Below are 23318 nucleotides of genomic sequence, written 5' to 3' on the forward strand. Positions count from 1 at the left end.
ACACGCCCGTACGACCGCACGAGGCGTCCGACCGCGGAGCGCCAGCGCTTCAGTGAGCCCCCGGGGGCACCCTCATGACACGCGCCATCTCTCTGCACGACGTGAGCAAGGTCTACGGCAAGGGTGTCCGTGTGGTGGACCGACTGTCGCTGGACATCGCGCCCGGCGAGTTCCTGGCCCTCCTCGGGCCCTCCGGTTGCGGCAAGTCGACCGTCCTGCGCATGATCGCCGGGCTGGAGGAGATCACCGACGGTGAGTTGCTGCTCGACGGCGAGCGCGCCAACGACCTGCCGCCGTCCGGCCGGCACATGGCGATGGTCTTCCAGAACTTCGCCCTCTACCCGAACATGACCGGCCGGGACAACATCGGTTTCCCGCTGCGCATCGAGTCGCCCGGCGCGGACCCGCGCTCGCGTGTCGACGCCACCGCCCGGATGCTGGGCATCGAGGACCTCCTCGACCGCTTCCCGAGCCAGCTCTCCGGCGGTGAGCGCCAGCGCGTCGCCATGGGCCGCGCGATCGCCCGCCACCCCTCGGCCTTCCTCATGGACGAGCCGCTGTCCAACCTCGACGCCAAGCTGCGCAACCATCTGCGCGCCGAAATATCCAGGCTCACCCGTGAGTTGGGCGTCACCACGGTCCACGTCACGCACGACCAGGCCGAGGCCATGTCGCTGGGCGACCGGGTCGCCGTGCTGCGCGGCGGCGTCCTCCAGCAGGTCGGCACCCCGCGCTCGGTGTACGCGCTGCCCCGCAACGTCTTCGTCGCCGCCTTCATCGGCACCCCGCGCATCAACCTGCTGCGCGGCCTGGTCCGGGCACCGCTCGACGGAGCGATGACCATCAGTCTCGGCAAGCAGTACCTTCGTCTGCCCGAACCCCTGTGCCTGGACCACCAGTTGCTGCGTGTGCAGCAGGGCCGCGAGGTCATCGTGGGCCTGCGCTCGGAGGCGGTGCGGCTTGCCAAGCCCGCGGCGGCCCGGCCGGGCGAGGTGCCGATCACCGGTCTGGTGGAGCACGTCGAGTTCCAGGGCCACGAGGTGCTCGTCCACTTCAACACCGGCTCCCGGCCCGCCGTCGTACCGGAGTTGGAGGCCCCGCGCCCGGGCCGCCGCCCGGCCCGGCGACGCCGTCGCCGCGACGGTACGGTCCTGGACCGTCTGCGGGAGCGGGCCGGGGCGCTGCGGGCGGGGCCCGTGGTCCTGGAGGACCCCGCCGACGCCGAACCGGAGCCCGCGCCGCCCGAGCCCCGCCTCCCCGGCGACCTGGTGGTCCGCACCACCCCCGACATCCGCCTCCGCCACGGCATGCAGGTGCCGCTGCTCGTCGACATCGCCCACCTGTTCGTCTTCGACCAGCACGGCGAGCGGATCTGCCCGTCTCCGGACCGGCTGCCCGATCTGGACGAATGAGCCGTCCGCGGCCGAAGGAAGGGGGGTGCCCGGCAGGCCGAAAACTATCGGCGCTAGTTTATGGGGCTGTCGGTAGGTTGTGACGCGGAGGACGCAGACGCGGACGACGCACCCCGCCCGGAGGAGCACGATGAAGGCACACGACGGCATGTACATCGACGGCGCCTGGCGTCCCGCCGCGGGCCCGGACACCATCGAGGTGGTGAACCCGGCCGACGAGCAGGTGATCGGCACCGTCCCCGCCGGCACCGCCGAGGACGTCGACGCGGCCGTTCGCGCGGCTCGGGCCGCCTTCCCCGCCTGGGCCGCGAGCCCGCCCGCCGAACGGGCCGCCCGCCTGGCCGCCCTGCGGGACGTACTCGTCGCCCGCAAGGACGAGATCGCCGAGACCGTCACCGCCGAGCTGGGCTCGCCCCTGGCGTTCTCCCAGACGGTCCACGCGGGCGTGCCGATCGCCGTCGCGGGCTCCTACGCCGACCTGGCGGCGACGTACGCCTTCGAGGAGCGGGTCGGCAACTCGACCGTCCACCACGAGCCGGTCGGCGTGGTCGGCGCGATCACGCCCTGGAACTACCCGCTGCACCAGATCGTCGCCAAGGCCGCCCCGGCGCTGGCCGCGGGCTGCACCGTCGTGCTGAAGCCGGCCGAGGACACCCCGCTCACCGCGCAGCTCTTCGCCGAGGCGGTGCACGAGGCCGGCGTCCCGGCCGGTGTCTTCAACCTGGTCACCGGCCTGGGCCCGGTCGCCGGGCAGGCCCTGGCCGAGCACCCGGACGTCGACCTGGTCTCCTTCACCGGCTCCACGGCGGTCGGCCGGCGGATCGGCGCCGTCGCGGGCGCCGCCGTCAAGAAGGTCGCCCTGGAGCTCGGCGGCAAGTCCGCCAACGTCATCCTGCCGAGCGCCGACCTCGCCAAGGCCGTGGCCGTCGGCGTCGCCAACGTCATGTCCAACTCGGGGCAGACGTGCAGCGCCTGGACGCGGATGCTGGTGCACCGCGACCGCTACGAGGAGGCGGTGGAACTCGCCGCGGCCGCCGCCGCCAAGTACGGCGACCGCATCGGCCCGGTCGTGAACGCCAAGCAGCAGGCGCGGGTGCGCGGCTACATCGAGAAGGGCGTCGCCGAAGGCGCGCGCCTGGTGGCGGGCGGGCCCGAAGCCCCGCGCGAGAAGGGTTACTTCGTCAGTCCCACGGTCTTCGCTGACGTCACCCCCGGCATGACCGTCGCACAGGAGGAGATCTTCGGACCCGTCCTGTCGATCCTGAAGTACGAGGACGCCGAGGACGCCCTGCACATCGCCAACGGCACGGTCTACGGCCTCGCCGGGGCCGTCTGGGCCGGCGACGAGGCGGAGGCGGTGGCCTTCGCCCGCCGGATGGAGACCGGCCAGGTCGACATCAACGGCGGCCGCTTCAACCCGCTGGCCCCCTTCGGCGGCTACAAGCAGTCGGGCGTCGGCCGCGAACTCGGCGCGCACGGCCTCGCCGAGTACCTCCAGACCAAGTCCCTCCAGTTCTAGGAGCGTTGCCCACCATGGCCGTCCGCGCCGCCGTCCTGCCCGCCATCGGCTCCCCGCTGGAGATCACCGGGATCGACCTGCCCGAGCCGGGCCCCGGCCAGGTCCGCATCCGCCTCGCCGCCGCCGGGGTCTGCCACTCCGACCTGTCGCTGTCCAACGGCACCATGCGGGTGCCGGTGCCCGCCGTCCTCGGCCACGAGGGCGCGGGCACCGTCGTCGCCGTGGGTGAGGGAGTCACCCATGTCTCGCCCGGAGACGGTGCCGTCCTCAACTGGGCCCCCTCCTGCGGCACCTGCCACGCCTGCTCGCTCGGCGAGGTCTGGCTGTGCGCCAACGCCCTCGACGGCGCCGCGGGCGTCCACGCCCGCACCGCCGACGGCACCGAGTTGCACCCCGGTCTGAACGTCGCCGCCTTCGCCGAGGAGACGGTGGTCCCCTCCTCCTGCGTCCTGCCTCTGCCCGAGGGCGTTCCGCTCACCGACGCCGCCCTGCTCGGCTGCGCCGTCCTCACCGGCTACGGCGCCGTGCACCACTCGGCGAAGGTCCAGCCGGGCGAGACCGTGGCGGTCTTCGGCGTGGGCGGAGTGGGCCTGGCCACCCTCCAGGCCGCCCGGATCGCGGGCGCCTCGCGGATCGTCGCCGTCGACGTCTCCCCGGAGAAGGAGGAGCTCGCCCGCACCGCCGGTGCCACGGACTACGTCGTCGCCTCCGACACCACCCCGCGCGAGATCCGCGCCCTCACCGGCAAGCAGGGCGTCGACGCCGCCGTCGAGTGCGTGGGCCGCGCGGTCACCATCCGCGCGGCCTGGGAGTCCACCCGCCGCGGCGGCCGTACGACGGTCGTCGGCATCGGAGGCAAGGACCAGCAGGTCACCTTCAACGCGCTGGAACTCTTCCACTGGGGCCGGACCCTGTCCGGCTGCGTGTACGGCAACTCCGACCCGGCGAAGGACCTGCCGGTGCTCGCCGAGCACGTACGGGCCGGGCGCCTGGACCTGGGAGCGCTGGTGACCGAGCGGATCGGTCTTGAGGGCATTCCGGCCGCCTTCGAGAACATGCTGGCCGGCAAGGGCGGCCGGGCGCTGGTGGTCTTCTGATCTTCTGACCCGGTCCGGCAGCCCCGGCAGTCACGGCAGCCTCAAGGGCGCCCGCTCAGGCCACCTGTTCGGGCTCCCGCTGCGCGGTCGCGGTCCGAGCCGTCCTCGGCCGCGACCGCGACACGGCAACCCCGGCCAGGCACAGCACCCCGCCCGCCAGCGTCAGCAGTCCCGGCACCTCGCCGAGCGCCAGCCACGACATCAGCACGACGAGGGCCGGGACGGCGTACGTGGTCGCGCCCATGCGGCTGGCCGTGGTGCGGGCCAGGGCGTACGCCCACGTGGTGAAGGCGAGGGCGGTCGGAAAGACACCGAGGTACACCATGTTGAGCGTGGCCGGCCACGGAGCGGCGGCGGCCTCGTGGACCAGCCGGCCGGCGAACGGCAGACAGGCCACGGCCCCGACCAGACACCCGAAGGTCGTCACCTGCAGCGCGCTCGCCCGGCCCAGGGCCGGCTTCTGCGCGACCACCCCGGCCGCGTACCCGACCGCGGCCAGCAGGCACAGGGTCACCCCGAGCACCGAGGAGCGGCCCGCTCCCGACATCGACAGTCCCACGGTCACCGCACCGGCGAACGACACCACCATGCCCGCCAGCAGGCGCGGCGGCATCGGATCGCCGAGCAGCCGCGAGCCCAGCAGCGCGATGAGCAGTGGGCCGACGTTGACGACGAGCGCCGCCGTCCCGGCGTCCACCCGCTGCTCGCCCCAGTTGAGGGCCACCATGTAGAAGCCGAACCACAGCAGCCCGGATACGGCGATTCCGCGCCACGCGTCCCGGGGCGGCCACCCCTCCCGTCGGACCAGGCAGATCGACCCCAGCGTCAGGGCCCCGGCCAGCAGCCGCCCGAGCGCCAGCGCGCCCGGCGAGTAGGCGGCACCCGCGCTGCGTATGGACACGAAGGCGGAGGCCCACAGCATCACGGTGACCGTGGCCGCACCGGCGGCCAGACGTCCTGGGGAGGCGTTCATCATGCTCCAGAGGCTAGGTGGGGAAGGAGGGGCAGGGCCGGCGGATTCCGGACCCGACGCTGGGACGAGGTCGTAGGTCAGCGCAGTAGGGCCGGCTCGATGCCCAGCAGGTCCGACAGGGCGCGCTCGCCGGTCGCCGTGACCTTCACGGCCCGCTCGGAGCCGATGCGCACGCACCAGCCCGCGTCCAGGGCGTGCCGGCACAGGGCCGCTCCGGCGACCCCGGCCAGATGCGGGCGCCGTTCGGTCCAGTCGAGGCAGGCCCGGGCCAGTGGACGGCGGCCCCCGCGGTCCAGCCCGATACCGGTGGCGTCGAACCACCGCACGCCCGCGTCCGTCAGCGCGAACCCGGTGTCCTGCCGCAGCAGTCCGCGCTCCGTCAGCGCGTCGGTCGTCGCGATGCCGAGCCGGCCGGCCAGGTGGTCGTAGCAGGTGCGGCCCCGCGCCATCGCGGATCCGGCGCCCGCCTCCCGCAGCCCGCGCGGGGGCAGGGCCGGGCCGGGCAGGACCTGCGCGGCCAGGCTCTCCACGAGCTCGGCCACCCGGGCGTCGGCCAGCCGTACGTACCGGTGCCGCCCCTGGCGTTCCTCGGCGAGCAGCCCGCCGGCGACCAGCCGGCCCAGGTGCTCGCTGAGCGTCGACGCCGCCACGCCCGCGTGGCGGGCGAGCTCACCGGCGGTCCAGGCCCGCCCGTCGAGCAGCGCCAGCAGACACGCGGCGCGTGTCTCGTCGGCGATCAGCCCGGCGAGCGCGGCCAGTCCCGGTGCCGGCGCGTCCCGGGGCCGCGCACGCTTCGGATCCCTGGTGGTCATACGTCCAGCATGGGGCACGGACACTTCGGTCACGGCCGAAGTGTGCTCGCTCCGGCCGTCCCGCGGTGCGGCCGGGCGCACCGCAGTGGCATCACGCGGTCTGATCGACCTCTTCGTACTGCTGCGCCAGGCCGTCCAGCAGCGCCGTCAGCCCCGCCTCGAAGGCCCGTTCGTCGATCTTCTCCTGCTGTTCGGCCAGCAGGTGGGCCTGACCGAGATGGGGATAGTCGGCGGGGTCGTAGGCGCTCGCGTCGTCCACGAAGCCCCCGGCGAAGGAGCCCAGCGCCGAACCCATGATGAAGTACCGCATCAGCGCGCCGATGGAGGTGGCCTGTGCCGGCGGCCAGCCCGCGTCGACCATGGCGCCGTACACGGCGTCGGCCAGGCGCAGCGCGGCGGGACGGCGCCCGGGGCCGCGGGCGAGGACCGGGACGATGTTCGGGTGGTCGCGCAGCGCCGCCCGGTAGGAGACGGCCCAGTCGTGCAGCGCGGTCCGCCAGTCCCGGCCGTCCTCGAACATCGACAGGTCGACCTGGGCGCTCACCGAGTCCGCGACCGCCTCGAGGATCTCGTCCTTCGTCCGGAAGTGGTTGTACAGCGAGGGCCCGCTCACGCCCAGTTCCGCGGCGAGCCGGCGCGTGGAGACGGCGGCCAGGCCGTCCGCGTCCACCAGGTCGCGCGCCGTCTCGACGATGCGGTCGGCGCTCAGGAGGGGCTTGCGCGGTCTGGCCATGGCGCACATAGTAGGGCTGCGAGGTAAAACTAGCAGTGATAATTTAAATGTACGGCTTTCAAGGTCCGCCCGGTACGGGCGACATGAGGGGTGATCCGTCGTGAACCTCGGACTCGGTGAGGAACAGCTCGCGGTCCGGCAACTGGCCAGGGACTTCGTGGAGCGCGAGGTCGTCCCCAACGCCGTCGCCTGGGACCGCGCCGAGGAGGTGGACCGCAGCCTCGTGAAGAAGCTCGGCGAGGTCGGCTTCCTCGGGCTCACCGTCGACGAGGAGTACGGCGGCTCGGGTGGCGACCATCTCGCGTACTGCCTGGTGACGGAGGAGCTGGGCCGCGGGGACTCGTCGGTGCGCGGCATCGTGTCCGTCTCGCTGGGCCTGGTCGCCAAGACGATCGCCGCGTGGGGGAGCGAGGAGCAGAAGCGGCAGTGGCTGCCGGGTCTGACCAGCGGCGAACTGGTCGGCTGCTTCGGACTCACCGAGCCCGGCACCGGCTCCGACGCGGGCAGTCTCACCACCCGGGCCGTGCGCGACGGCGGTGACTACGTCATCAACGGCACCAAGATGTTCATCACCAACGGCACGTGGGCCGACGTCGTCCTGCTCTTCGCCCGTTCCACCGACGCCCCGGGCCACAAGGGCGTCTCCGCCTTCCTCGTGCCCACCGACACCCCCGGCCTGAACCGCCGCACCATCCACGGCAAGCTCGGCCTGCGCGGCCAGGCGACCGCCGAGCTGGTCCTCCAGGACGTGCGGGTGCCCGCCTCGGCGATGCTGGCGCCGGAGGGCAAGGGCTTCTCCGTCGCCATGTCGGCGCTGGCCAAGGGCCGGATGTCGGTGGCGGCCGGCTGTGTCGGCATAGCCCAGGCCGCACTGGACGCGGCGGTGAGGTACGCGGGCGAACGCGAGCAGTTCGGGAAGACGATCGCCCACCACCAGCTCATTCAGGAGCTGATCAGCGACATCGCCGTGGACGTCGACGCGGCCCGGCTGCTGACCTGGCGGGTGGCCGACCTGGTCGACCGGGGGCTGCCGTTCACGGTCGAGTCCTCCAAGGCCAAGCTGTTCGCCTCGGAGGCCGCCGTGCGCGCGGCGAACAACGCCCTGCAGGTCTTCGGCGGGTACGGCTACATCGACGAGTACCCGGCGGGCAAGCTGCTGCGCGACGCCCGTGTGATGACCCTCTACGAGGGCACCAGTCAGATCCAGAAGCTGGTGATAGGCCGCGCGCTGACCGGAGTCTCGGCGTTCTAGGGTCTGCCTCGTTCTGCGGCCGTTCTGAGTATCCGGCTGAGTATCCCGGCGGATGTGGCCGCCACCACATCCGCCGAGGCTTGTCCGCATGAGTGAGACACCGGTCAAGCAGCAGAGCACGGCCGCCTTCCACGGGCAGGCCGTCGCCTCCTTCTCCGTCGCCATGGCGGCCACCGCGATCGGCATCTTCCGGCTGAACGCCGACGCCTGGGTACGCGCCTTCCTCGCCATCGCCGTCCTCTACCTGGTGACCTCCGCCTTCACCCTCGCCAAGGTGATCCGGGACCGTCAGGAGGCGGGGCGGATCGTCAGCCGGGTCGACCAGGCGCGGCTGGAGAAGCTGCTCGCCGAGCACGACCCCTTCGAGAAGCTGTGACGCGGTGAATTCGAGAAGCCGTGACGCGGCGAAGCCGTGACACCATGGGGGCCTTTCCCGCCACTCCGCCCACCCGGGACTCTAAGCGGCCGCTCACCTTCGGCGGTATGGTGGAGCCCCTGACGCAGAGAGGGGCGAGCGAGCGATGACTACGGCGGAGGAGACGGCCGGCGGCGAGGTGCAGCCGTGGGGCGAGGTCACGCCTGACGCGGCCCGGCGGCTGCTCGTGGCCGCCGTGGAGGCCTTCGCCGAGCGCGGCTACCACGCGACCACGACCCGCGACATCGCGGGCCGGGCCGGCATGAGCCCGGCCGCGCTCTACATCCACTACAAGACCAAGGAAGAACTCCTTCACCGCATCAGCCGCATCGGCCACGAGAAGGCGCTGGAGATCCTGCGGACCGCGGCCCGCCGCGAGGGCACCGCGACCGAGCGGCTCGCCGACGCCGTGAGCTCCTTCGTCCGCTGGCACGCCGGCGGACGCACCACCGCTCGGGTGGTGCAGTACGAGCTGGACTCGCTCGGCCCGGACGCCCGCGCCGAGATCCTCGCACTGCGCCGCCAGGTCGACGCCGAGGTGCGCCAGATCATCGAGGACGGCGTGGCGGCCGGCGAGTTCGACGTGCTGGACCTGAACGGGACCACGCTGGCCGTGCTGTCGCTGTGCATCGACGTCGCCCGCTGGTTCAACGTCGACGGCCCGCGCACCCCCGAGGAGGTCGGCACGCTCTATGCCGACCTCGTGCTGCGGATGGTCGGGGCGAAGTAGCCGGCGCCTGCCCGGAAGCGGTGCGGCGCCCGGCCTACAGGTAGTACCGGGACACCGACTCCGCGACGCACACGGGCTTGTCGCCGCCCTCGCGCTCCACGGTGAAGGCGACGGTGACCTGCACACCGCCCGGCACTTCGTCCACGCCGCTGATCGTGGCCGTGGCGCGCAGCCGGGAGCCGACCGGGACGGGAGCGGGGAAACGGACCTTGTTGGTCCCGTAGTTGACACCCATCCTGACGCCCTCGACACCGATCAGTTGCGGGCCGAACAGCGGCAGCAGCGACAGGGTCAGGTAGCCGTGTGCGATGGTCGTGCCGAAGGGGCCCTCGGCCGCCTTCCGGGGGTCGACGTGGATCCACTGGTTGTCGCCGGTCGCCTCCGCGAACAGGTCGATCCGCTTCTGGTCGATCTCCAGCCAGTCGGTGTACCCCAGCTGCTCGCCCACCGCCGTCCTCAGCTCGTCGATGGATGTGAAGATCCTCGGCTCTGCCATGTGTCCGGCCTCTCGCATCGCGCGTAATGTCTAAGCAACTGCTTAGCATGCTCGGGTGGGGGGCTCATGTCAACGGGCCGGGCGTGTGACGCGATGGGTAGGCTCTGCGGGGTGCCCCAGATCCCCGAGAAGATCCACGAGCTGACCGTCGGCCAGTTGTCCGCGCGCAGCGGTGCCGCCGTCTCCGCCCTGCACTTCTACGAGTCCAAGGGCCTGATCAGCAGCCGCCGCACCACGGGCAACCAGCGCCGGTACTCGCGGGACACGCTGCGCCGTGTCGCCTTCGTGCGTGCCGCCCAGCGGGTCGGCATCCCGCTGGCCACGATCCGCGGGGCGCTCGCCGAACTCCCGGAGGAACGCACCCCCACCCGGGACGACTGGGCGCGTCTGTCCGAGGCGTGGCGCTCCGAGCTCGACGAGCGCATCAAGCAGCTCAACCGTCTGCGCGACCACCTCACCGACTGCATCGGCTGCGGGTGCCTGTCCCTGAGCACCTGCGTGCTGTCCAACCCCGACGACGTCTTCGGTGAACAGCGGTCCGGATCGCGCCTGATGGTGGAGCGGGGCAGCGGGCGGCGGAACGGCGGACGAGCGAAGTCCGCGTAGCCGCGGGGGGCCGGCCGGAGAGCCGGCCCCCCGCTCACTCGTACTCGGTCCCGCCCTTGCGCGTCAGGTACGCCGGACTGACCGCCTTCGCAATGGCCCGGCCCCCCGTGACCGGGCTGTAGCGCTCGACGGCCGGCCGTATCACCACGCCCTCGCGCAGGTGCAGCCGGCCCCCGGACACGGTCTCCCGCCCGGTCGCGAACTCCAGCACCCGCTCGACGTCGTACGGCCCCTCGTACAGCCGGGGCACCAGCGGCAGCTCTCCGGTGAGCAGTTCCGCCGCGTCCAGCCAGCGCACCGCCCCGTCGATCTCCGCACTGACGTCGAACACGGCGTATCCCAGGGTGTCGCGCCGGCCGTCCGCGCCGTAGGTCAGGTCCTGCACCCCCGCCCCGTACACCTCGCCGAAGATCCCGATCCGGCGCGCGCCCAGTCGCTCGGCGAGCCGGGCCGCGACCTCCACGGCGCCGTGACCGCGGACCGCACGCCAGTACAGGTTCCGCGGATCCTCCCTGAGCGCGAGCGACTTCGCGCCGAAGCCCTTGGACGAGACCTGTACGCGGCCGTCGTCGGCGACGTAGGTGAGCAGGCAGGCCGAACCGTGCAGCTTCTCCGTCAGGACCACGGGCTCGCCGGGCGCGAAGATGTCCGGGTAGCGCTGGATGTTCTCGATGTCGACCCAGGGCAGCAGGTCCGGCGCCGACTCCACCTCGCCGTCCATGGTGGGCGGGATCGGTGGCACCCACTTGGTGATGCCGAGCCGCTCGGCGAAGTCGGTTCCCTCGGCCGCCGCCTGGGCCAGGTCGACGTCCGCGAGCGCCCTGGGCCGGCACACGATGCCCTGCGACAGCTCGCCGCGCAGCCGCACCGCCTTGACGCGGTCGTGGTGTCCGCCCGCCAGCCGCCCGGTCAGGCCGAGTTCCTCGATCAGCCCGGCCGGGAGAACGGACTGCTCGGGGATGTAGACGGCGGCCTCGCCGGTGCGGTACGCGCCCTTGGCGACGACGGCCCGGTACAGGCCCACCTGGGCCAGTTCGAGCGCATCGGCGTTCGGATGCTCGTGAACGGTCAGCACTTCGGCGGTGACGCGCAGCGTCGACATCGGGGCTCCTCGGCTTCCTCAGGGGTGTGTCATCGCCTCCCACTGTGCGGATCCGAAAACGGTGGAGCGACCGGTTTAACGCCTGCTACGGTCGGCCGCCGCGGTGCTACCACGAGGGCAGGAGGGGGGGTGCGGCATCCCCGGCGCACCCCCGCGTGTTCAGGCCGACACCAGCAGCCGCCCGCGCCTGGCGTACGCCAGGGCCTCGGGCTTGAGTACGGGCCGCGGCACCAGGATTCCGCAGTCCGTGCAGACCGGACCGGCCGACGGTTCGTGGTCCAGGTCGTACTTCCACATCAGGCGCTCCCCGTCGCAGACCGGGCAGCTCGAGCCCGGTTCGCGCTCCAGCGCCTCGATCAGCCGGCGCAGCACCTCGGCCAGCGGCTCATGAGGGTGAACCCTCGGGTCGTCGCACCAGGCCACCCCGAAACCACCCCAGGTCAGCCGGTGCCAGTCGTCCACACTGCCGGGCCTGCGCAGCCCGTCGTGCTTCTCCTTCCTGCGACGCCGGGCGAACTCGACCTCGTAGTCGAGCCATACCGAACGCGCCTCCTCCAACTCCTCCAACGCGGCCACGAGCCGCGCCGGATCGGGGGACCTGTCCTCGGGACCGTACCCGGCCCGGGAGCACAGATGGTCCCAGGTCGCCCTGTGCCCATAAGGAGCGAACCGCTCAAGGCACTTGCGCAACGAGTAGCGCCGCAGCGCCAGATCGCACCGCGGATCCCTCACCTGTCTCGCCAGACTCCGGAAACCGGCCATCGCCTTGCACCTCCGTCACATCTGCAGCTGTACTTCGGTCCCTTCGGCGTCGTCGTACGGAGTCGTCGTACGGACGTCGCCGAGTAGACGTATCGACATGCGATTCGGCTCCATCCGTTTTCCGATGCCCTCCATAAGCCCACCCTGGTTGACCTCCACTGCGCGACTCCAAAAAGTGACGCATGCTCATCTTCCAACTCGGGGGTACCGGCGGTAACGTCCCCGCCCCCACCCCCGTCGGGAGGAGCTGCCATGCCACGGCGCACCCCACGCAGCGCGCTCGTCAGACTGAGAACTCCCCACAGATTCCACGGGTTCCTGAAGACCGCATCCGTATGCGTCCTGGTCGCTGGTCTTTTGTCGCCATTTTCCCAAGCGGCGGCGGCCGGTACGGCGGATGTGAACGACTACTGCGGCGGCCAGTGCTCCGACATCCTGCCGCCCGGCGAGAACGGCAACGCGACCCTCGCCCAGATCCTCCTGAACCAGGTCTTCGGTACCCAGCCCTCCCACGCCGAGGACCAGCTCGGCCTGTATGCCGACCTGGCCACGGGCCGGTCGGGGCTCACCGACGCGAAGATCAACACCTTCTTCAACGACGCCTCCTTCGGGGTCCCTTCGGACCAGGTCGCCTCCACCGAGAAACCGGCCGGCCGCGGCGACGTCACCATCGTCCGCGACACGAAGGCGGGTGTGCCGCACATCACAGGCACCACTCGCTACGGCACCGAGTTCGGCGCCGGTTACGCCGCCGCCGAGGACCGGCTGTGGCTCATGGACGTCTTCCGGCACGTCGGCCGGGGCCAACTCACCTCCTTCGCGGGCGGCGCGGCCGCCAACCAGGGTCTGGAGCAGCAGTTCTGGCGCAACGCCCCGTACACCGAGGCCGACCTGCAGGCCCAGATCGACAACGCCGTCGCCCACAACGGCGCCCGCGGCCAGCAGGCCCTCGCCGACGCGAACGCCTACCTGGCCGGCATCAACGCCTACATCGACGCCTCCGACTCCGGTCGCTACTTCCCCGGGGAGTACGTCCTGACCGGTCACAAGAACGCGATCACCAACGCAGGCACGATTGACCATTTCAAGATCACCGACCTGGTGGCGCTCGGCTCCGTGGTCGGCGCGCTGTTCGGCGCCGGTGGTGGCGGCGAGGTGAACAACGCCCTGTCCCTGCTGGCCGCCCAGGCCAAGTACGGAGTCGCGGAGGGTACCAAGGTCTGGGACTCCTTCCGGGAGCGCAACGACCCCGAGGCCGTCCTCACCGTCCACGACGGCCGGAGCTTCCCGTACGCCTCGAAGCCGCACTCGCCGCAGGGCGAGGCGCTGCCCGACGCCGGTTCGGTGACCTCGGAGCCGCTCGTCCACGACCGCACCGGCAGCGCCGCCGGCTCCGCGGCGACCAGCGCCTCGGCCACGGCCGACCGGACGGCCCTCGGCTCCGCCCGGCGCGGTATGTCCAACGCCCTCGTGGTGAGCGGCAAGTACACCGCGAGCGGCCACCCGATCGCCGTCTTCGGCCCGCAGACCGGCTACTTCGCTCCCCAGCTGCTGATGCTGCAGGAGATCCAGGGCCCGGGCATCAGCGCCCGCGGCGCCTCCTTCGCCGGGCTGAGCATGTACGTCGAACTGGGCCGCGGCCAGGACTACTCGTGGAGCGCCACGACCTCCGGCCAGGACATCATCGACACCTACGCCGTCGAGCTGTGCCAGGACGACTACCACTACCTCTTCCACGGCACCTGCACGGCGATGGACAAGATCGAGCAGAGGAACGCCTGGTCACCGACCGTGGCCGACGGAACGGCGGCCGGCTCGTACACGATGCGCGTGTGGCGCACCAAGTACGGCCCCGTCGAGTACCGCGCCACCGTCGGCGGCAAGAAGGTCGCCTACACCACGCTGCGCTCGTCCTTCCTGCACGAGGCCGACTCGATCATCGGCTTCCAGATGCTGAACGACCCGGACTACGTCAAGAGCCCGCAGACCTTCCAGAGCGCGGTGCAGCACATCAACTACACGTTCAACTGGTTCTACGCCGACTCCCAGCACACCGCGTACTACAACAGCGGCGACAACCCGGTGCGGGCCACCGGCACGGACGCGGAGTTCCCGGTGTGGGCGCAGGCGGCGTACGAGTGGCGCAACTGGGACCCGGCGACCAACACGGCCGACTACACCCCGGCGTCCGCCCACCCCAACTCCATCGACCAGGACTACTACATCTCCTGGAACAACAAGCAGGCCAAGGACTACACGACCGCCGGCTGGGGTGACGGGTCGGTGCACCGCGGCAACCTGCTGGAGGACCGGGTGAAGAAGCTGGTGGCGGCCGGGGGAGTGACCCGGTCCTCGCTGGTGAAGGCGATGGCGGACGCGGCCCTCGCCGATCTGCGGGCCGAGGACGTGCTGCCGGAACTGCTGAAGGTCGTCAACAGCTCGGCCGTGACGGACCCCACCGCCGCGGCGGCGGTGAACAAGCTGCAGGCGTGGGTGGCGGCGGGCGCCCGGCGCACGGAGACCTCCTCCGGCTCGAAGACGTACGCCGACGCCGACGCGATCCGCATCCTGGACGCCTGGTGGCCGCTGCTGGTGAAGGCCGAGTTCGAACCGGGCCTCGGCACCGACGTGTACACCGCGTTCACCGGCAGCCTGCCGGTCGACGAGTCCCCGTCGGCCGGGCACGGTCCGACCGGGGCGCACGCCGGCAGTTCGTTCCAGTTCGGGTGGTGGAGTTATGTCGACAAGGACATCCGGGCGGTGCTCGGTGAGCCGGTGCAGGGTCCGCTCGCGCAGAAGTACTGCGGCGGCGGCGCCCTCAGCGCCTGCCGGGATCTCCTGATCAGCACCCTGAAGGAGGCGGCCGGCAAGACCGCCGCGCAGGTCTACCCCGGCGACGACCAGTGCTCGGCGGGCGACCAGTGGTGCGCCGACTCGATCGTCCAGCGCACCCTCGGGGGTATCAAGCACTACAAGATCAGCTGGCAGAACCGGCCCACCTTCCAGCAGGTGGTGGAGTACACCTCGCACCGGTGACCCCGACGGCGGCGGGTCGGCCGGTGCGGCCCGCCGCCAGTACCACCCGGGCGAGTTCCCGGTGCACGATGTCGCTCCGCCAGGGTCGCGGCTCACCCGTAGCGGAGATACTCCGTGCGCACCTTCCGGAACGCGGCCAGTTCCTCCTGCCAGTCGGCCACCACCTCGTCCGGGCCGGCCCCCGCGTCGATCGCGGTGCGGACGCGGGCGGAGCCGGTGAGCTTGTCGATCCAGTCGTCCGAGCGCCAGGCGAAGCCGCTCCAGACCCGTCGGGCGGTCACCAGCAGGGCGATACCCGTGCGTACCGGGTCGTAGGCGGCCCGGTCGTGTACGTGGATCTGGACTCCGCCGACGGTCCTGCCCTGGAACTTGGAGAAGGTGGGCGCGAAGTAGGCCTCCCTGAAGTGGACGCCCGGCAACCGGAGTTCGTTGGCCGCGGCCGCCCACCGACCGTCGATGCCGTCCGCCCCGAGAAGCTCGAAGGGGCGGGTGGTCCCGCGGCCCTCCGACAGGTTCGTCCCCTCGAACAGACACGTCCCCGAGTACACGAGGGCGGTGTCGGGGGTGGGCATGTTCGGGCTCGGCGGCACCCACGGCAGCCCGGAGGCGTCGTAGAAGTCCGACCGCTTCCACCCGGTCATCGGTACGGTCTCCAGCGGCACCGGATCGGTGAGGAACTCCCCGTTGAACAACCGGGCCAGCTCCGCGACCGTCATCCCGTGCGCCTGTGCGATCGGCTGCCGTCCGACGAAGGTCGCGAACTCCTTGTGCAGCACCGGTCCGAGGGCCTCGCGCCCGGTCACCGGGTTCGGCCGGTCGAGCACCACGAACCGCTTGCCCGCGAGCCGGGCCGCCTCCATGCAGTCGTACAGCGTCCAGATGTACGTGTAGAAGCGGGCGCCCACGTCCTGGATGTCGAAGACGACGGTGTCCACGCCGGAGGCGGTGAAGACGTCGGCGAGCGGCTGCCCGCTCTTGAGATAGGTGTCGTAGACCGGCAGCCCGGTCGCCGGGTCGTCGTAGCGGCCCTCGGAGCCGCCCGCCTGCGCGGTGCCGCGGAAGCCGTGCTCGGGGCCGAAGACGGCCGTCAGGTTCACGCGGCGGTCGGCGTGCATCACGTCCACGATGTGGTGCACGTCGGCGGTGACGCCCGTCGGGTTGGTCACCATGCCCACCCGCTGCCCGTCGAGCAGGGCGTAGCCGTCCGCCGCGAGACGGTCGAACCCGGTCCGCACCCGGCCGTCCCGCTTCGGTGACGCCTGCGCGGAAGCCGTCGGTGTCCCCGCGGCCGCGGCCGCGGCCGTGCCGGCGAGCAGGCTCCGTCTGGTGAGCTTCATGCGGTGACCTCCGTGATCGCGGCGGGTGTCATGCTCACGCACGCTAGCGTGCGGCCAGGTGTCACGGAACGAACCGGACCGCTCCCGGAGGTGCGACCCCTCTTCCGCACTACCGCCACCCTCTTCCGCACTACATACCGACCGGTTAGTCTGGCGCCGAGGGGCCGAAGGGCCCGGTACCGATGCCGTGTCGAAGGAGACCGATGGTGGGAGCCGTTCAGGGTGCCGGAGTGGTCGTCACCGGAGCTGCAGGCGGCATCGGCGCCGCGCTGGCCCGCCGGTTCGCCGCCGAGGGGGCCCGGGTCGTCGTCAACGACCTCGACGCCGGGCGGGCCGAGGCCGTCGCCGCGGAGATCGGCGGGATCGCGGTTCCGGGCGACGCCTCCGCGGTCGTCGCCGAGGCCCGGGACGCGCTGGGTGGCACGGTCGATGTCTACTGCGCCAACGCGGGCCTGGGCTCGGGCGGCTCGGAGGCGGCTGCCGAGGAGGTCTGGGCGAGCGCCTGGGACGTCAATGTGATGGCCCACGTCCGCGCCGCCCACGCGCTGCTTCCGGCGTGGCTGGAGCGCGGCAGCGGCCGCTTCGTCTCCACCGTGTCCGCCGCCGGGCTGCTCACCATGATCGGCGCCGCCCCCTACAGCGTCACCAAGCACGGCGCCTACGCATTCGCCGAGTGGCTGTCGCTGACCTACCGTCACCGCGGCATCAAGGTCCACGCCATCTGTCCCCAGGGCGTGCGCACCGACATGCTGGCCGCGACCGGCAGCGCGGGAGACGTCGTCCTCAGGCCGACCGCGATAGAGCCGGAGGACGTGGCCGACGCGCTCTTCAAGGGCATGGCGGAGGACCGCTTCCTGATCCTGCCGCACCCCGAGGTCGCCGGGTTCTACCGGGCCCGGGCCACCGACCCCGACCGCTGGCTGACGAGCATGAACCACCTCCAGCAGAAGTGGGAGGAGATCCGGTGACCGCCTCCCGTTACGCGGCCAGGCCCTGGCTCGCCACGCTCAGCGACGACCAGCGTGCCCCGGTCGACCCCGCCGACTCCCTCGTACACGCCCTGCGCCGCGCGGTCGCCGAGGCACCGGAGCGCACCTTCCTCGCCTATTTCGACGCCCGTCTGAGCTACCGCGAGGTGGACGAGCTGAGCGACTCCATCGCCGGCCACCTGGCCGCACGCGGCCTGGAGCCCGGGGACCGGGTCGCCGTCCTCCTGCAGAACTCCCCGCACTTCGTGCTCGCGGTCCTCGGCGCCTGGAAGGCGGGCGCGACCGTCGTACCCGTCAACCCGATGTACAAGTCGGGGGAGGTCTCCCACGTCCTGCGCGACGGTGAGGTGGCCGCCCTGATCTGCTCCGACCGGGCCTGGGAGGCGTATCTGCGCGCCACGGCGGCCGACTCGCCGGTGCGGATCGTGCTCACCGGCTGCGAGCTGGACTTCCAGACCCGCGACGACGCGCGGGTGCTGTCCTTCGAGCGGCTGCCGCAGGCCGGGGACGCCGACGACCTGGTGACGGTCGCCCGGCAGGGCAACAAGGCCCCCGAGGGCCGCGCCCCGGCCCCCTCCGGGATCGCGCTGGTCAGCTACACCTCGGGCACCAGCGGCACACCCAAGGGCGCCACCAACACGCACGGCAACATCATGTACAACGCCGAGCGGCAGCGGACCGGCCTCGATCTGCCCACCGCGCCCGTCTACTTCGCGCTGGCGCCCCTGTTCCACATCACCGGCCTGGTCTGCCAGTTCGGCGCCTGTCTGAACAGCGCGGGCACGCTGGTGCTGGCCTACCGCTTCGAGCCCGGGGTGGTCCTGGACGCCTTCGCCGAGCACCGGCCGCACTACACGGTCGGCCCCTCGACCGCCTTCATGGCGCTGACCGCCCACCCGTCCGTCACCCCGGACCACTTCTCCTCCTTCCGGATCATCGCCTCCGGCGGAGCTCCCCTGCCGCCCGCGCTGGTGGAGAAGTTCCGGGCGGACTTCGGGCCGTACATCCGCAACGGCTACGGCCTCACCGAGTGCACCGCCCCCTGCGCCTCCGTCCCGCCCGGCCGGGAGGCACCCGTCGACCCGGTCTCGGGAACCCTGGCCGTCGGCGTGCCCGGCCCGGACACGGTCGTACGCATCGTCGACGACGCGGGCGAGGAGGTGCCCTTCGGCGAGCAGGGCGAGATCGTCGTACGGGGCCCCCAGGTCGTCCCCGGGTACTGGCGCCGTCCCGACGCCACCGCCGAGACCTTCCCGGACGGCGAACTGCGCACCGGCGACATCGGGTTCATGGACGAGCAGGGCTGGCTGTACGTCGTCGACCGCAAGAAGGACATGATCAACGCGTCCGGCTTCAAGGTGTGGCCGCGTGAGGTCGAGGACGTGCTCTACACGCACCCGGCGGTACGTGAGGCGGCCGTCGTCGGGGTGCCCGACGGGTACCGCGGGGAGACCGTCAAGGCCTACATCAGCCTCCGCCCCGACGCGCAGACCGACCCCGATACGCTCGCCGCCTACTGCAAGGAGAGACTGGCGGCCTACAAATACCCGCGTCAGGTGGAGATCCTGCCCGACCTGCCCAAGACGGCAAGTGGGAAGATCCTCCGTCGGGAACTGCGTTCCCGCGCGCACGACAGTCAGTAGAACCACGGAAAGGCAGGTGGCGGCAGTGCCCAGGACGACGGACGGGGACGGGACCCCTGTGCCGCAGCGGCTGCTGGCCGCCGCCACCCGGCTCTTCGCCGAACAGGGGTACGACCGCACCTCGGTGCAGGAGATCGTCGAGGCGGCCGGCGTCACCAAGGGGGCGCTGTACCACTACTTCGGCTCCAAGGACGACCTGCTGCACGAGGTGTACGCGCGCGTGCTGCGTGTCCAGCAGGAGCGGCTGGACGCCTTCGCCGACGCCGACGAGCCGGTCGAGCAGCGGGTGCGGGCCGCGGCGGCGGACGTCGTGGTCACCACGATCGAGAACCTCGACGACGCGATGATCTTCTTCCGTTCCATGCACCACCTCAGCCCGGAGAAGAACAAACAGGTGCGCGCCGAGCGCCGGCGCTACCACGAACGCTTCCGTGCGCTCATCGAGGAGGGCCAGGAGGCGGGCGTCTTCTCCAGGGCGACCCCGGCCGACCTGGTGGTGGACTACCACTTCGGCTCGGTCCACCACCTGTCGACCTGGTACCGCCCCGACGGCCCGCTCGGCCCGCAGGAGGTCGCCGACCACCTGGCGGACCTGCTGCTGCGGGCGCTGCGGCCCTAGGGGTGTCCCAGGACGTTGGTGACACGCGTGCTGGGTGCTTGAACAGGTGAGGGCCTTCCGGGCGACGACGGGCATTTGACGACCGGACCCGGAGCTGCTGAACCGCCGCGCACCGGTAAGGGGCGGCCGCCCATGGCGGTCGCCCCTTACCCGTGTCTCACAGGTACTTCTTCAGCTCCCGCCGCGCCAGCGACCGCTGGTGCACCTCGTCGGGCCCGTCCGCGATCATCAGCGTACGGGCGGCCGCGTACAGCTCGGCCAGCGGGAAGTCCTGGCTGACACCGCCCGCGCCGTGCAGCTGGATCGCCCGGTCGATGATGTCGACGACCGCCCGGGGCGTGGCGATCTTGATGGCCTGGATCTCCGTGTGGGCGCCCCTGTTGCCGACCGTGTCCATCAGCCAGGCGGTCTTCAGGACGAGCAGCCGCAGCTGCTCGACCGTGACCCGGGCGTCCGCGATCCAGTTGTGGACCACGCCCTGCTGGGCCAGCGCCTTGCCGAAGGCGGTGCGGGCCACGGCCCGGCGGCACATCAGCTCGATCGCCCGTTCGGCCATGCCGATCAGCCGCATGCAGTGGTGGATACGGCCGGGACCGAGACGCGCCTGGGCGATGGCGAAGCCGCCGCCCTCCTCGCCGATCAGGTTGGACACCGGCACGCGCGCGTGGTCGAAGACCACCTCGGCGTGGCCTCCGTGCGAGTGGTCCTCGTAGCCGAAGACCTGCATCGCGCGCTTGACCGTGACACCCGGCGTGTCGCGCGGGACCAGGACCATGGACTGCTGACGGCGGATGTCCTCCGCGTCCGGGTCGGTCTTGCCCATCACGATGAAGATCTTGCAGTCCGGGTTCATCGCCCCGGAGATGTACCACTTGCGCCCGGTGATGACGTACTCATCGCCGTCCCGCTCGATGAGCGTGGTGATGTTGGTGGCGTCCGAGGAGGCCACCTCCGGCTCGGTCATCGCGAACGCCGAGCGGATCTCACCGGCCAGCAGCGGCTCAAGCCACTGCTTCTTCTGCCGCTCGTCCCCGAACTGCGCGAGCACCTCCATGTTGCCGGTGTCGGGCGCGGCGCAGTTGGTGGCGGTGGGCGCCAGGTGCGGGGAGCGGCCGGTGATCTCGGCGAGCGGGGCGTACTGGAGGTTGGTGAGCCCCGCGCCGTACCCGGCGTCCGGGAGGAAGAGGTTCCACAGGCCCCGCCTGCGCGCCTCAGCCTTCAGCTCGTCCACCACGGCCGGGGTGTCCCAGGGGGACGCCAGCCGCGCGCGCTGCTCCTCCGCCACCGCCTCCGCCGGGTACACGTACTCGTCCATGAAGGCGAGCAGCCTGCCGCGCAGCTCCTCGGTGCGCGCGTCGAACGCGAAGTCCATGCCGGTCAGCCTTCCTGGAGAGTGGTGAGTCCGTGGTCGATGAAGACGGGCACGAGGTCGCCGATGAGGTCGAAGCCGCGTCCGACCGTCTGGCCCAGCGTGTAGCGGTAGTGGATGCCCTCCAGGATCACGGCGAGCTTGAACCAGGCGAACGCCGTGTACCAGGAGACGGCCGAGACGTCCCGCCCCGAACGGGCGGCGTAGCGCTCGATCAGCTCGGCCGGAGCCGGGTGCCCCGCGGCCTCGGCGGTGGTGGAGACGGGGGAGTGGGGCATGCCGAGCGGCATGCTGTACATCACCAGAAGGCCCAGGTCGGTGAGCGGGTCGCCGAGCGTGGACATCTCCCAGTCGAGGATCGCCTTGATCTTGTCGTCGGGCCCGATCAGGACGTTGTCGAGCCGGTAGTCGCCGTGTACGACGGCGGGTGCGGGGGAGGTGGGCAGGGCATGGCCGAGCGCCGCGTGCAGCTCGTCGATGCCGGCCAGCTCACGGTTGCGGGAGGCGTCCAGCTGCTTGCCCCAGCGGCGCAGCTGGCGGTCCAGGAATCCCTCGGGACGGCCGAAGTCCTCCAGGCCCACCTCGGCGGGGTCCACCGCGTGCAGCCCGACCAGGGTGTCGACCAGGGACAGCACCGCCTCGCGCGTGCGCTCGGGGCCGAGCGGAGCGAGCTGGTCGGCGGTGCGGTACGGCGTGCCGTCGACGTACTCCATGACGTAGAACGGCGCCCCCAGCACCTCCTCGTCCTCGCACAGCAGGACCGGCCGCGGCACCGGCACGTCCGTCGGGTGCAGGGCGCTGATCACCCGGTGCTCGCGCTTCATGTCGTGGGCGGTGGCCAGGACATGACCGAGCGGAGGACGCCTTACGACCCACTTCGAGACGCCGTCCGAGACCTCGTAGGTGAGGTTCGACCGTCCGCCCTCGATCAGCCGACCGGTCAGGGGGCCCTGTGCCAGGCCGGGCCGCTCACGGTCGAACAGGCCGTGCAGCCGGTCGAGATCGAGTCCGGGCGGGTGGTCGGGGCTCATCATTGCTCCTACGGGCGGGTGAACGGGTCCAGACCATGATGCCGACCGGTCGGTATGTCGTCCAGTACGCGGACCGAAAGTGATCGGGGCCACGACAGGCCGGCAGCTCGCCACCCGGTGCGGCGCGGAGTCGCCGGGAAAACGGCGAGGCTGCCACGCGAACAGCTCATATCGGGTCATCTGGCTTGCGTGGCGCCCGCGTACCCCGGAGGGTCGGAGCCATGAAGGCGATCAGCTACCACCGGTACGGCGGCCCCGAGGCGCTGGAGTACGGCGAGGTCCGCGACCCCAAGGTCGGACCCGACGCGGTCCTGGTCAAGGTGCGGGCCGCGGCCGTGAACCCCGTCGACTGGAAGTGCCGGGAAGGTTATCTGGACAGCATCCTCGACGCCGTCTTCCCGGTGATCACCGGCTGGGACGTCTCCGGAGTGGTGGTGCAGCCGGGCGCCTCGGTCACGGAGTTCGACGTCGGCGACGAGGTCATCGGCTACGTCCGCGAAGACTTCCTCTCCCGGGGGACCTTCGCCGAATACGTGGCGGCCCCGGTGCGCACGCTGGCCCGCAAGCCGCGCAACCTCTCCTTCGAGGAGGCCGCGGGGCTGCCGCTCGCCGGGCTCACCGCCTACCAGGCACTGACCAAGGTCCTGGAGGTGCGGAGCGGCGAGACGGTGCTCGTGCACGCGGCGGCCGGCGGGGTCGGCTCGATCGCCGTGCAGCTCGCGCAGCACCTGGGCGCCCGGGTCATCGGTACGGCGAGCGAGCACAACCACGACTTCGTGCGCTCCCTCGGCGCCGAACCGGTGACGTACGGCGAGGGGCTGGCCGGACGGGTGCGGCGGCTGGCGCCCACGGGCGTGGACGCGGCACTCGACACGATCGGAGGCGAGACGACGAAGACCTCGGCGGACCTGATGACGCCGGAGGGCCGCCTGGTCTCCATCGCGGACCCGGACGTGGTCCGCTACGGCGGCCTCTACTACTTCGTCCGCCCCGACGCCGAGGACCTGACGCAGCTGGCCGAGCTGGCCGAGGAGGGCGTGGTGTCCGTGCACGTGTCGAAGACTTTCCCGCTGGAGCGCGCGGCGGAGGCACAGCGGCTGAACCAGGAGGGGCGCACGCGGGGCAAGATCGTGGTGACGGTGGACTGGAAACGCGAGAGCGGCGGGTAGCCGCGGGCGGCCGGCCCGTCGATCCGGCCCCGGCGCATCAGGGCCGCCGAGGCGCCGCGCGAGAGGCCCCAGGGGGTGTCGTTCGGCTCACCACGGACCCGGGTGATCCGAACGACACCCCCTAGAAGACTCATGAAGATCTTGGTGAAGGGTTGCCCGGCCGTGGGCCGGGCGGCCCTTCTTGCTTATGCGGTGGCCGGGGTGAGGTGCCAGCTG

The 23318-nt window shown here is 71.7% G+C and carries 21 protein-coding genes; 12 read left to right on the top strand and 9 right to left on the bottom strand.

Translation table 11 applies throughout. From position 1 onward, the window contains the following. Window positions 1-74: 74 nt before the first annotated feature. The 3 genes from AB0A61_RS33705 to AB0A61_RS33715 all read left to right on the top strand — a co-directional run bounded on the left by AB0A61_RS33705 (window position 75) and on the right by AB0A61_RS33715 (window position 4028). A complete protein-coding gene (locus tag AB0A61_RS33705) occupies window positions 75-1412 on the top strand; it encodes an ABC transporter ATP-binding protein (protein ID WP_361300983.1) in 1338 nt (445 codons plus the stop codon). A gap of 130 nt (window positions 1413-1542) precedes the next feature. After that, window positions 1543-2931: an aldehyde dehydrogenase family protein gene (locus AB0A61_RS33710; RefSeq protein WP_361300985.1), complete on the top strand. Its 1389-nt coding sequence runs from the start codon at window positions 1543-1545 to the stop codon at window positions 2929-2931. 14 nt (window positions 2932-2945) lie between these two features. After that, a complete protein-coding gene (locus tag AB0A61_RS33715) occupies window positions 2946-4028 on the top strand; it encodes a Zn-dependent alcohol dehydrogenase (protein WP_361300987.1) in 1083 nt (360 codons plus the stop codon). 55 nt (window positions 4029-4083) lie between these two features. Here AB0A61_RS33715 and AB0A61_RS33720 read toward each other — a convergent pair whose 3' ends face one another. The 3 genes from AB0A61_RS33720 to AB0A61_RS33730 all read right to left on the bottom strand — a co-directional run bounded on the left by AB0A61_RS33720 (window position 4084) and on the right by AB0A61_RS33730 (window position 6546). Further along, window positions 4084-5004 carry a DMT family transporter gene (locus AB0A61_RS33720; RefSeq protein WP_361300990.1) on the bottom strand — a complete coding sequence of 307 codons (921 nt, stop codon included), beginning with the start codon at window positions 5002-5004 and terminating at the stop codon, window positions 4084-4086. Window positions 5005-5078: 74 nt separating this feature from the next. Then, on the bottom strand, window positions 5079-5813 hold the full coding sequence (locus AB0A61_RS33725; RefSeq protein ID WP_361300993.1) for a winged helix-turn-helix domain-containing protein: 735 nt from the start codon (window positions 5811-5813) through the stop codon (window positions 5079-5081). A gap of 91 nt (window positions 5814-5904) precedes the next feature. Next, window positions 5905-6546 carry a TetR/AcrR family transcriptional regulator gene (locus AB0A61_RS33730; RefSeq protein ID WP_361300996.1) on the bottom strand — a complete coding sequence of 214 codons (642 nt, stop codon included), beginning with the start codon at window positions 6544-6546 and terminating at the stop codon, window positions 5905-5907. A 100-nt stretch (window positions 6547-6646) separates the two neighbouring features. On the opposite strand from AB0A61_RS33730, the gene AB0A61_RS33735 reads away from it, so the two are divergent. The 3 genes from AB0A61_RS33735 (at window position 6647) to AB0A61_RS33745 (ending at window position 8943) form a co-directional block, all read left to right on the top strand. Continuing rightward, window positions 6647-7798 carry an acyl-CoA dehydrogenase family protein gene (locus AB0A61_RS33735; RefSeq protein WP_361300999.1) on the top strand — a complete coding sequence of 384 codons (1152 nt, stop codon included), beginning with the start codon at window positions 6647-6649 and terminating at the stop codon, window positions 7796-7798. An 88-nt stretch (window positions 7799-7886) separates the two neighbouring features. Next, a complete protein-coding gene (locus AB0A61_RS33740; protein WP_361301002.1) occupies window positions 7887-8174 on the top strand; it encodes a YiaA/YiaB family inner membrane protein in 288 nt (95 codons plus the stop codon). A gap of 145 nt (window positions 8175-8319) precedes the next feature. Further along, a complete protein-coding gene (locus AB0A61_RS33745) occupies window positions 8320-8943 on the top strand; it encodes a TetR/AcrR family transcriptional regulator (protein ID WP_361301005.1) in 624 nt (207 codons plus the stop codon). 34 nt (window positions 8944-8977) lie between these two features. On the opposite strand, the gene AB0A61_RS33750 is transcribed toward AB0A61_RS33745, so the two are convergent. Continuing rightward, window positions 8978-9439, bottom strand: coding sequence for a MaoC family dehydratase (locus AB0A61_RS33750; protein ID WP_361301008.1), 462 nt, complete (start codon window positions 9437-9439; stop codon window positions 8978-8980). Between the two features lie 111 nt (window positions 9440-9550). On the opposite strand from AB0A61_RS33750, the gene soxR reads away from it, so the two are divergent. Next, a complete protein-coding gene (soxR, locus tag AB0A61_RS33755) occupies window positions 9551-10045 on the top strand; it encodes a redox-sensitive transcriptional activator SoxR (RefSeq protein ID WP_361301011.1) in 495 nt (164 codons plus the stop codon). A gap of 34 nt (window positions 10046-10079) precedes the next feature. Here soxR and AB0A61_RS33760 read toward each other — a convergent pair whose 3' ends face one another. Together AB0A61_RS33760 and AB0A61_RS33765 are read right to left on the bottom strand one after the other, a co-directional pair. Beyond that, a complete protein-coding gene (locus AB0A61_RS33760; RefSeq protein ID WP_361301014.1) occupies window positions 10080-11147 on the bottom strand; it encodes an RNA ligase (ATP) in 1068 nt (355 codons plus the stop codon). A 159-nt stretch (window positions 11148-11306) separates the two neighbouring features. Continuing rightward, window positions 11307-11909: a hypothetical protein gene (locus tag AB0A61_RS33765; protein ID WP_361301017.1), complete on the bottom strand. Its 603-nt coding sequence runs from the start codon at window positions 11907-11909 to the stop codon at window positions 11307-11309. 252 nt (window positions 11910-12161) lie between these two features. Between AB0A61_RS33765 and AB0A61_RS33770 the strand changes: the two genes are divergently transcribed. Beyond that, on the top strand, window positions 12162-14945 hold the full coding sequence (locus tag AB0A61_RS33770) for a penicillin acylase family protein (RefSeq protein ID WP_361301019.1): 2784 nt from the start codon (window positions 12162-12164) through the stop codon (window positions 14943-14945). Between the two features lie 92 nt (window positions 14946-15037). Here the strand turns inward: AB0A61_RS33770 and AB0A61_RS33775 are convergent, their stop codons facing one another. Then, window positions 15038-16282 (bottom strand): DUF1343 domain-containing protein, encoded by a 1245-nt coding sequence (locus AB0A61_RS33775; RefSeq protein ID WP_361301021.1) that lies wholly within the window; start codon window positions 16280-16282, stop codon window positions 15038-15040. A 203-nt stretch (window positions 16283-16485) separates the two neighbouring features. Here AB0A61_RS33775 and AB0A61_RS33780 point away from each other — a divergent pair, with 203 nt between their 5' ends. Genes AB0A61_RS33780 through AB0A61_RS33790 form a run of 3 tightly spaced genes read left to right on the top strand, consistent with a single transcriptional unit; the run spans window position 16486 to window position 19533 of the window. Then, window positions 16486-17250, top strand: a complete 765-nt coding sequence (locus tag AB0A61_RS33780) for an SDR family oxidoreductase (RefSeq protein ID WP_361301024.1) — start codon at window positions 16486-16488, stop codon at window positions 17248-17250. Further along, complete coding sequence (locus AB0A61_RS33785; protein ID WP_361301027.1) at window positions 17247-18914, top strand: AMP-binding protein; 1668 nt, start codon at window positions 17247-17249, stop codon at window positions 18912-18914. The genes AB0A61_RS33780 and AB0A61_RS33785 overlap by 4 nt, the downstream gene beginning before the upstream one ends. A 25-nt stretch (window positions 18915-18939) precedes the next feature. Beyond that, window positions 18940-19533 carry a TetR/AcrR family transcriptional regulator gene (locus tag AB0A61_RS33790; RefSeq protein WP_361301030.1) on the top strand — a complete coding sequence of 198 codons (594 nt, stop codon included), beginning with the start codon at window positions 18940-18942 and terminating at the stop codon, window positions 19531-19533. Window positions 19534-19690: 157 nt separating this feature from the next. Here the strand turns inward: AB0A61_RS33790 and AB0A61_RS33795 are convergent, their stop codons facing one another. Both AB0A61_RS33795 and AB0A61_RS33800 read right to left on the bottom strand, forming a co-directional pair. Then, window positions 19691-20905 (bottom strand): acyl-CoA dehydrogenase family protein, encoded by a 1215-nt coding sequence (locus AB0A61_RS33795; RefSeq protein WP_361301033.1) that lies wholly within the window; start codon window positions 20903-20905, stop codon window positions 19691-19693. A 5-nt stretch (window positions 20906-20910) separates the two neighbouring features. Further along, window positions 20911-21933, bottom strand: coding sequence for a phosphotransferase family protein (locus AB0A61_RS33800; RefSeq protein ID WP_361301036.1), 1023 nt, complete (start codon window positions 21931-21933; stop codon window positions 20911-20913). A 221-nt stretch (window positions 21934-22154) separates the two neighbouring features. Here AB0A61_RS33800 and AB0A61_RS33805 point away from each other — a divergent pair, with 221 nt between their 5' ends. Next, window positions 22155-23102 carry an NADP-dependent oxidoreductase gene (locus tag AB0A61_RS33805; protein ID WP_361301039.1) on the top strand — a complete coding sequence of 316 codons (948 nt, stop codon included), beginning with the start codon at window positions 22155-22157 and terminating at the stop codon, window positions 23100-23102. Window positions 23103-23318: the final 216 nt, after the last annotated feature.

It is taken from the genome of Streptomyces sp. NPDC046197 (genome assembly GCF_040646295.1).
Classification (GTDB): domain Bacteria; phylum Actinomycetota; class Actinomycetes; order Streptomycetales; family Streptomycetaceae; genus Streptomyces.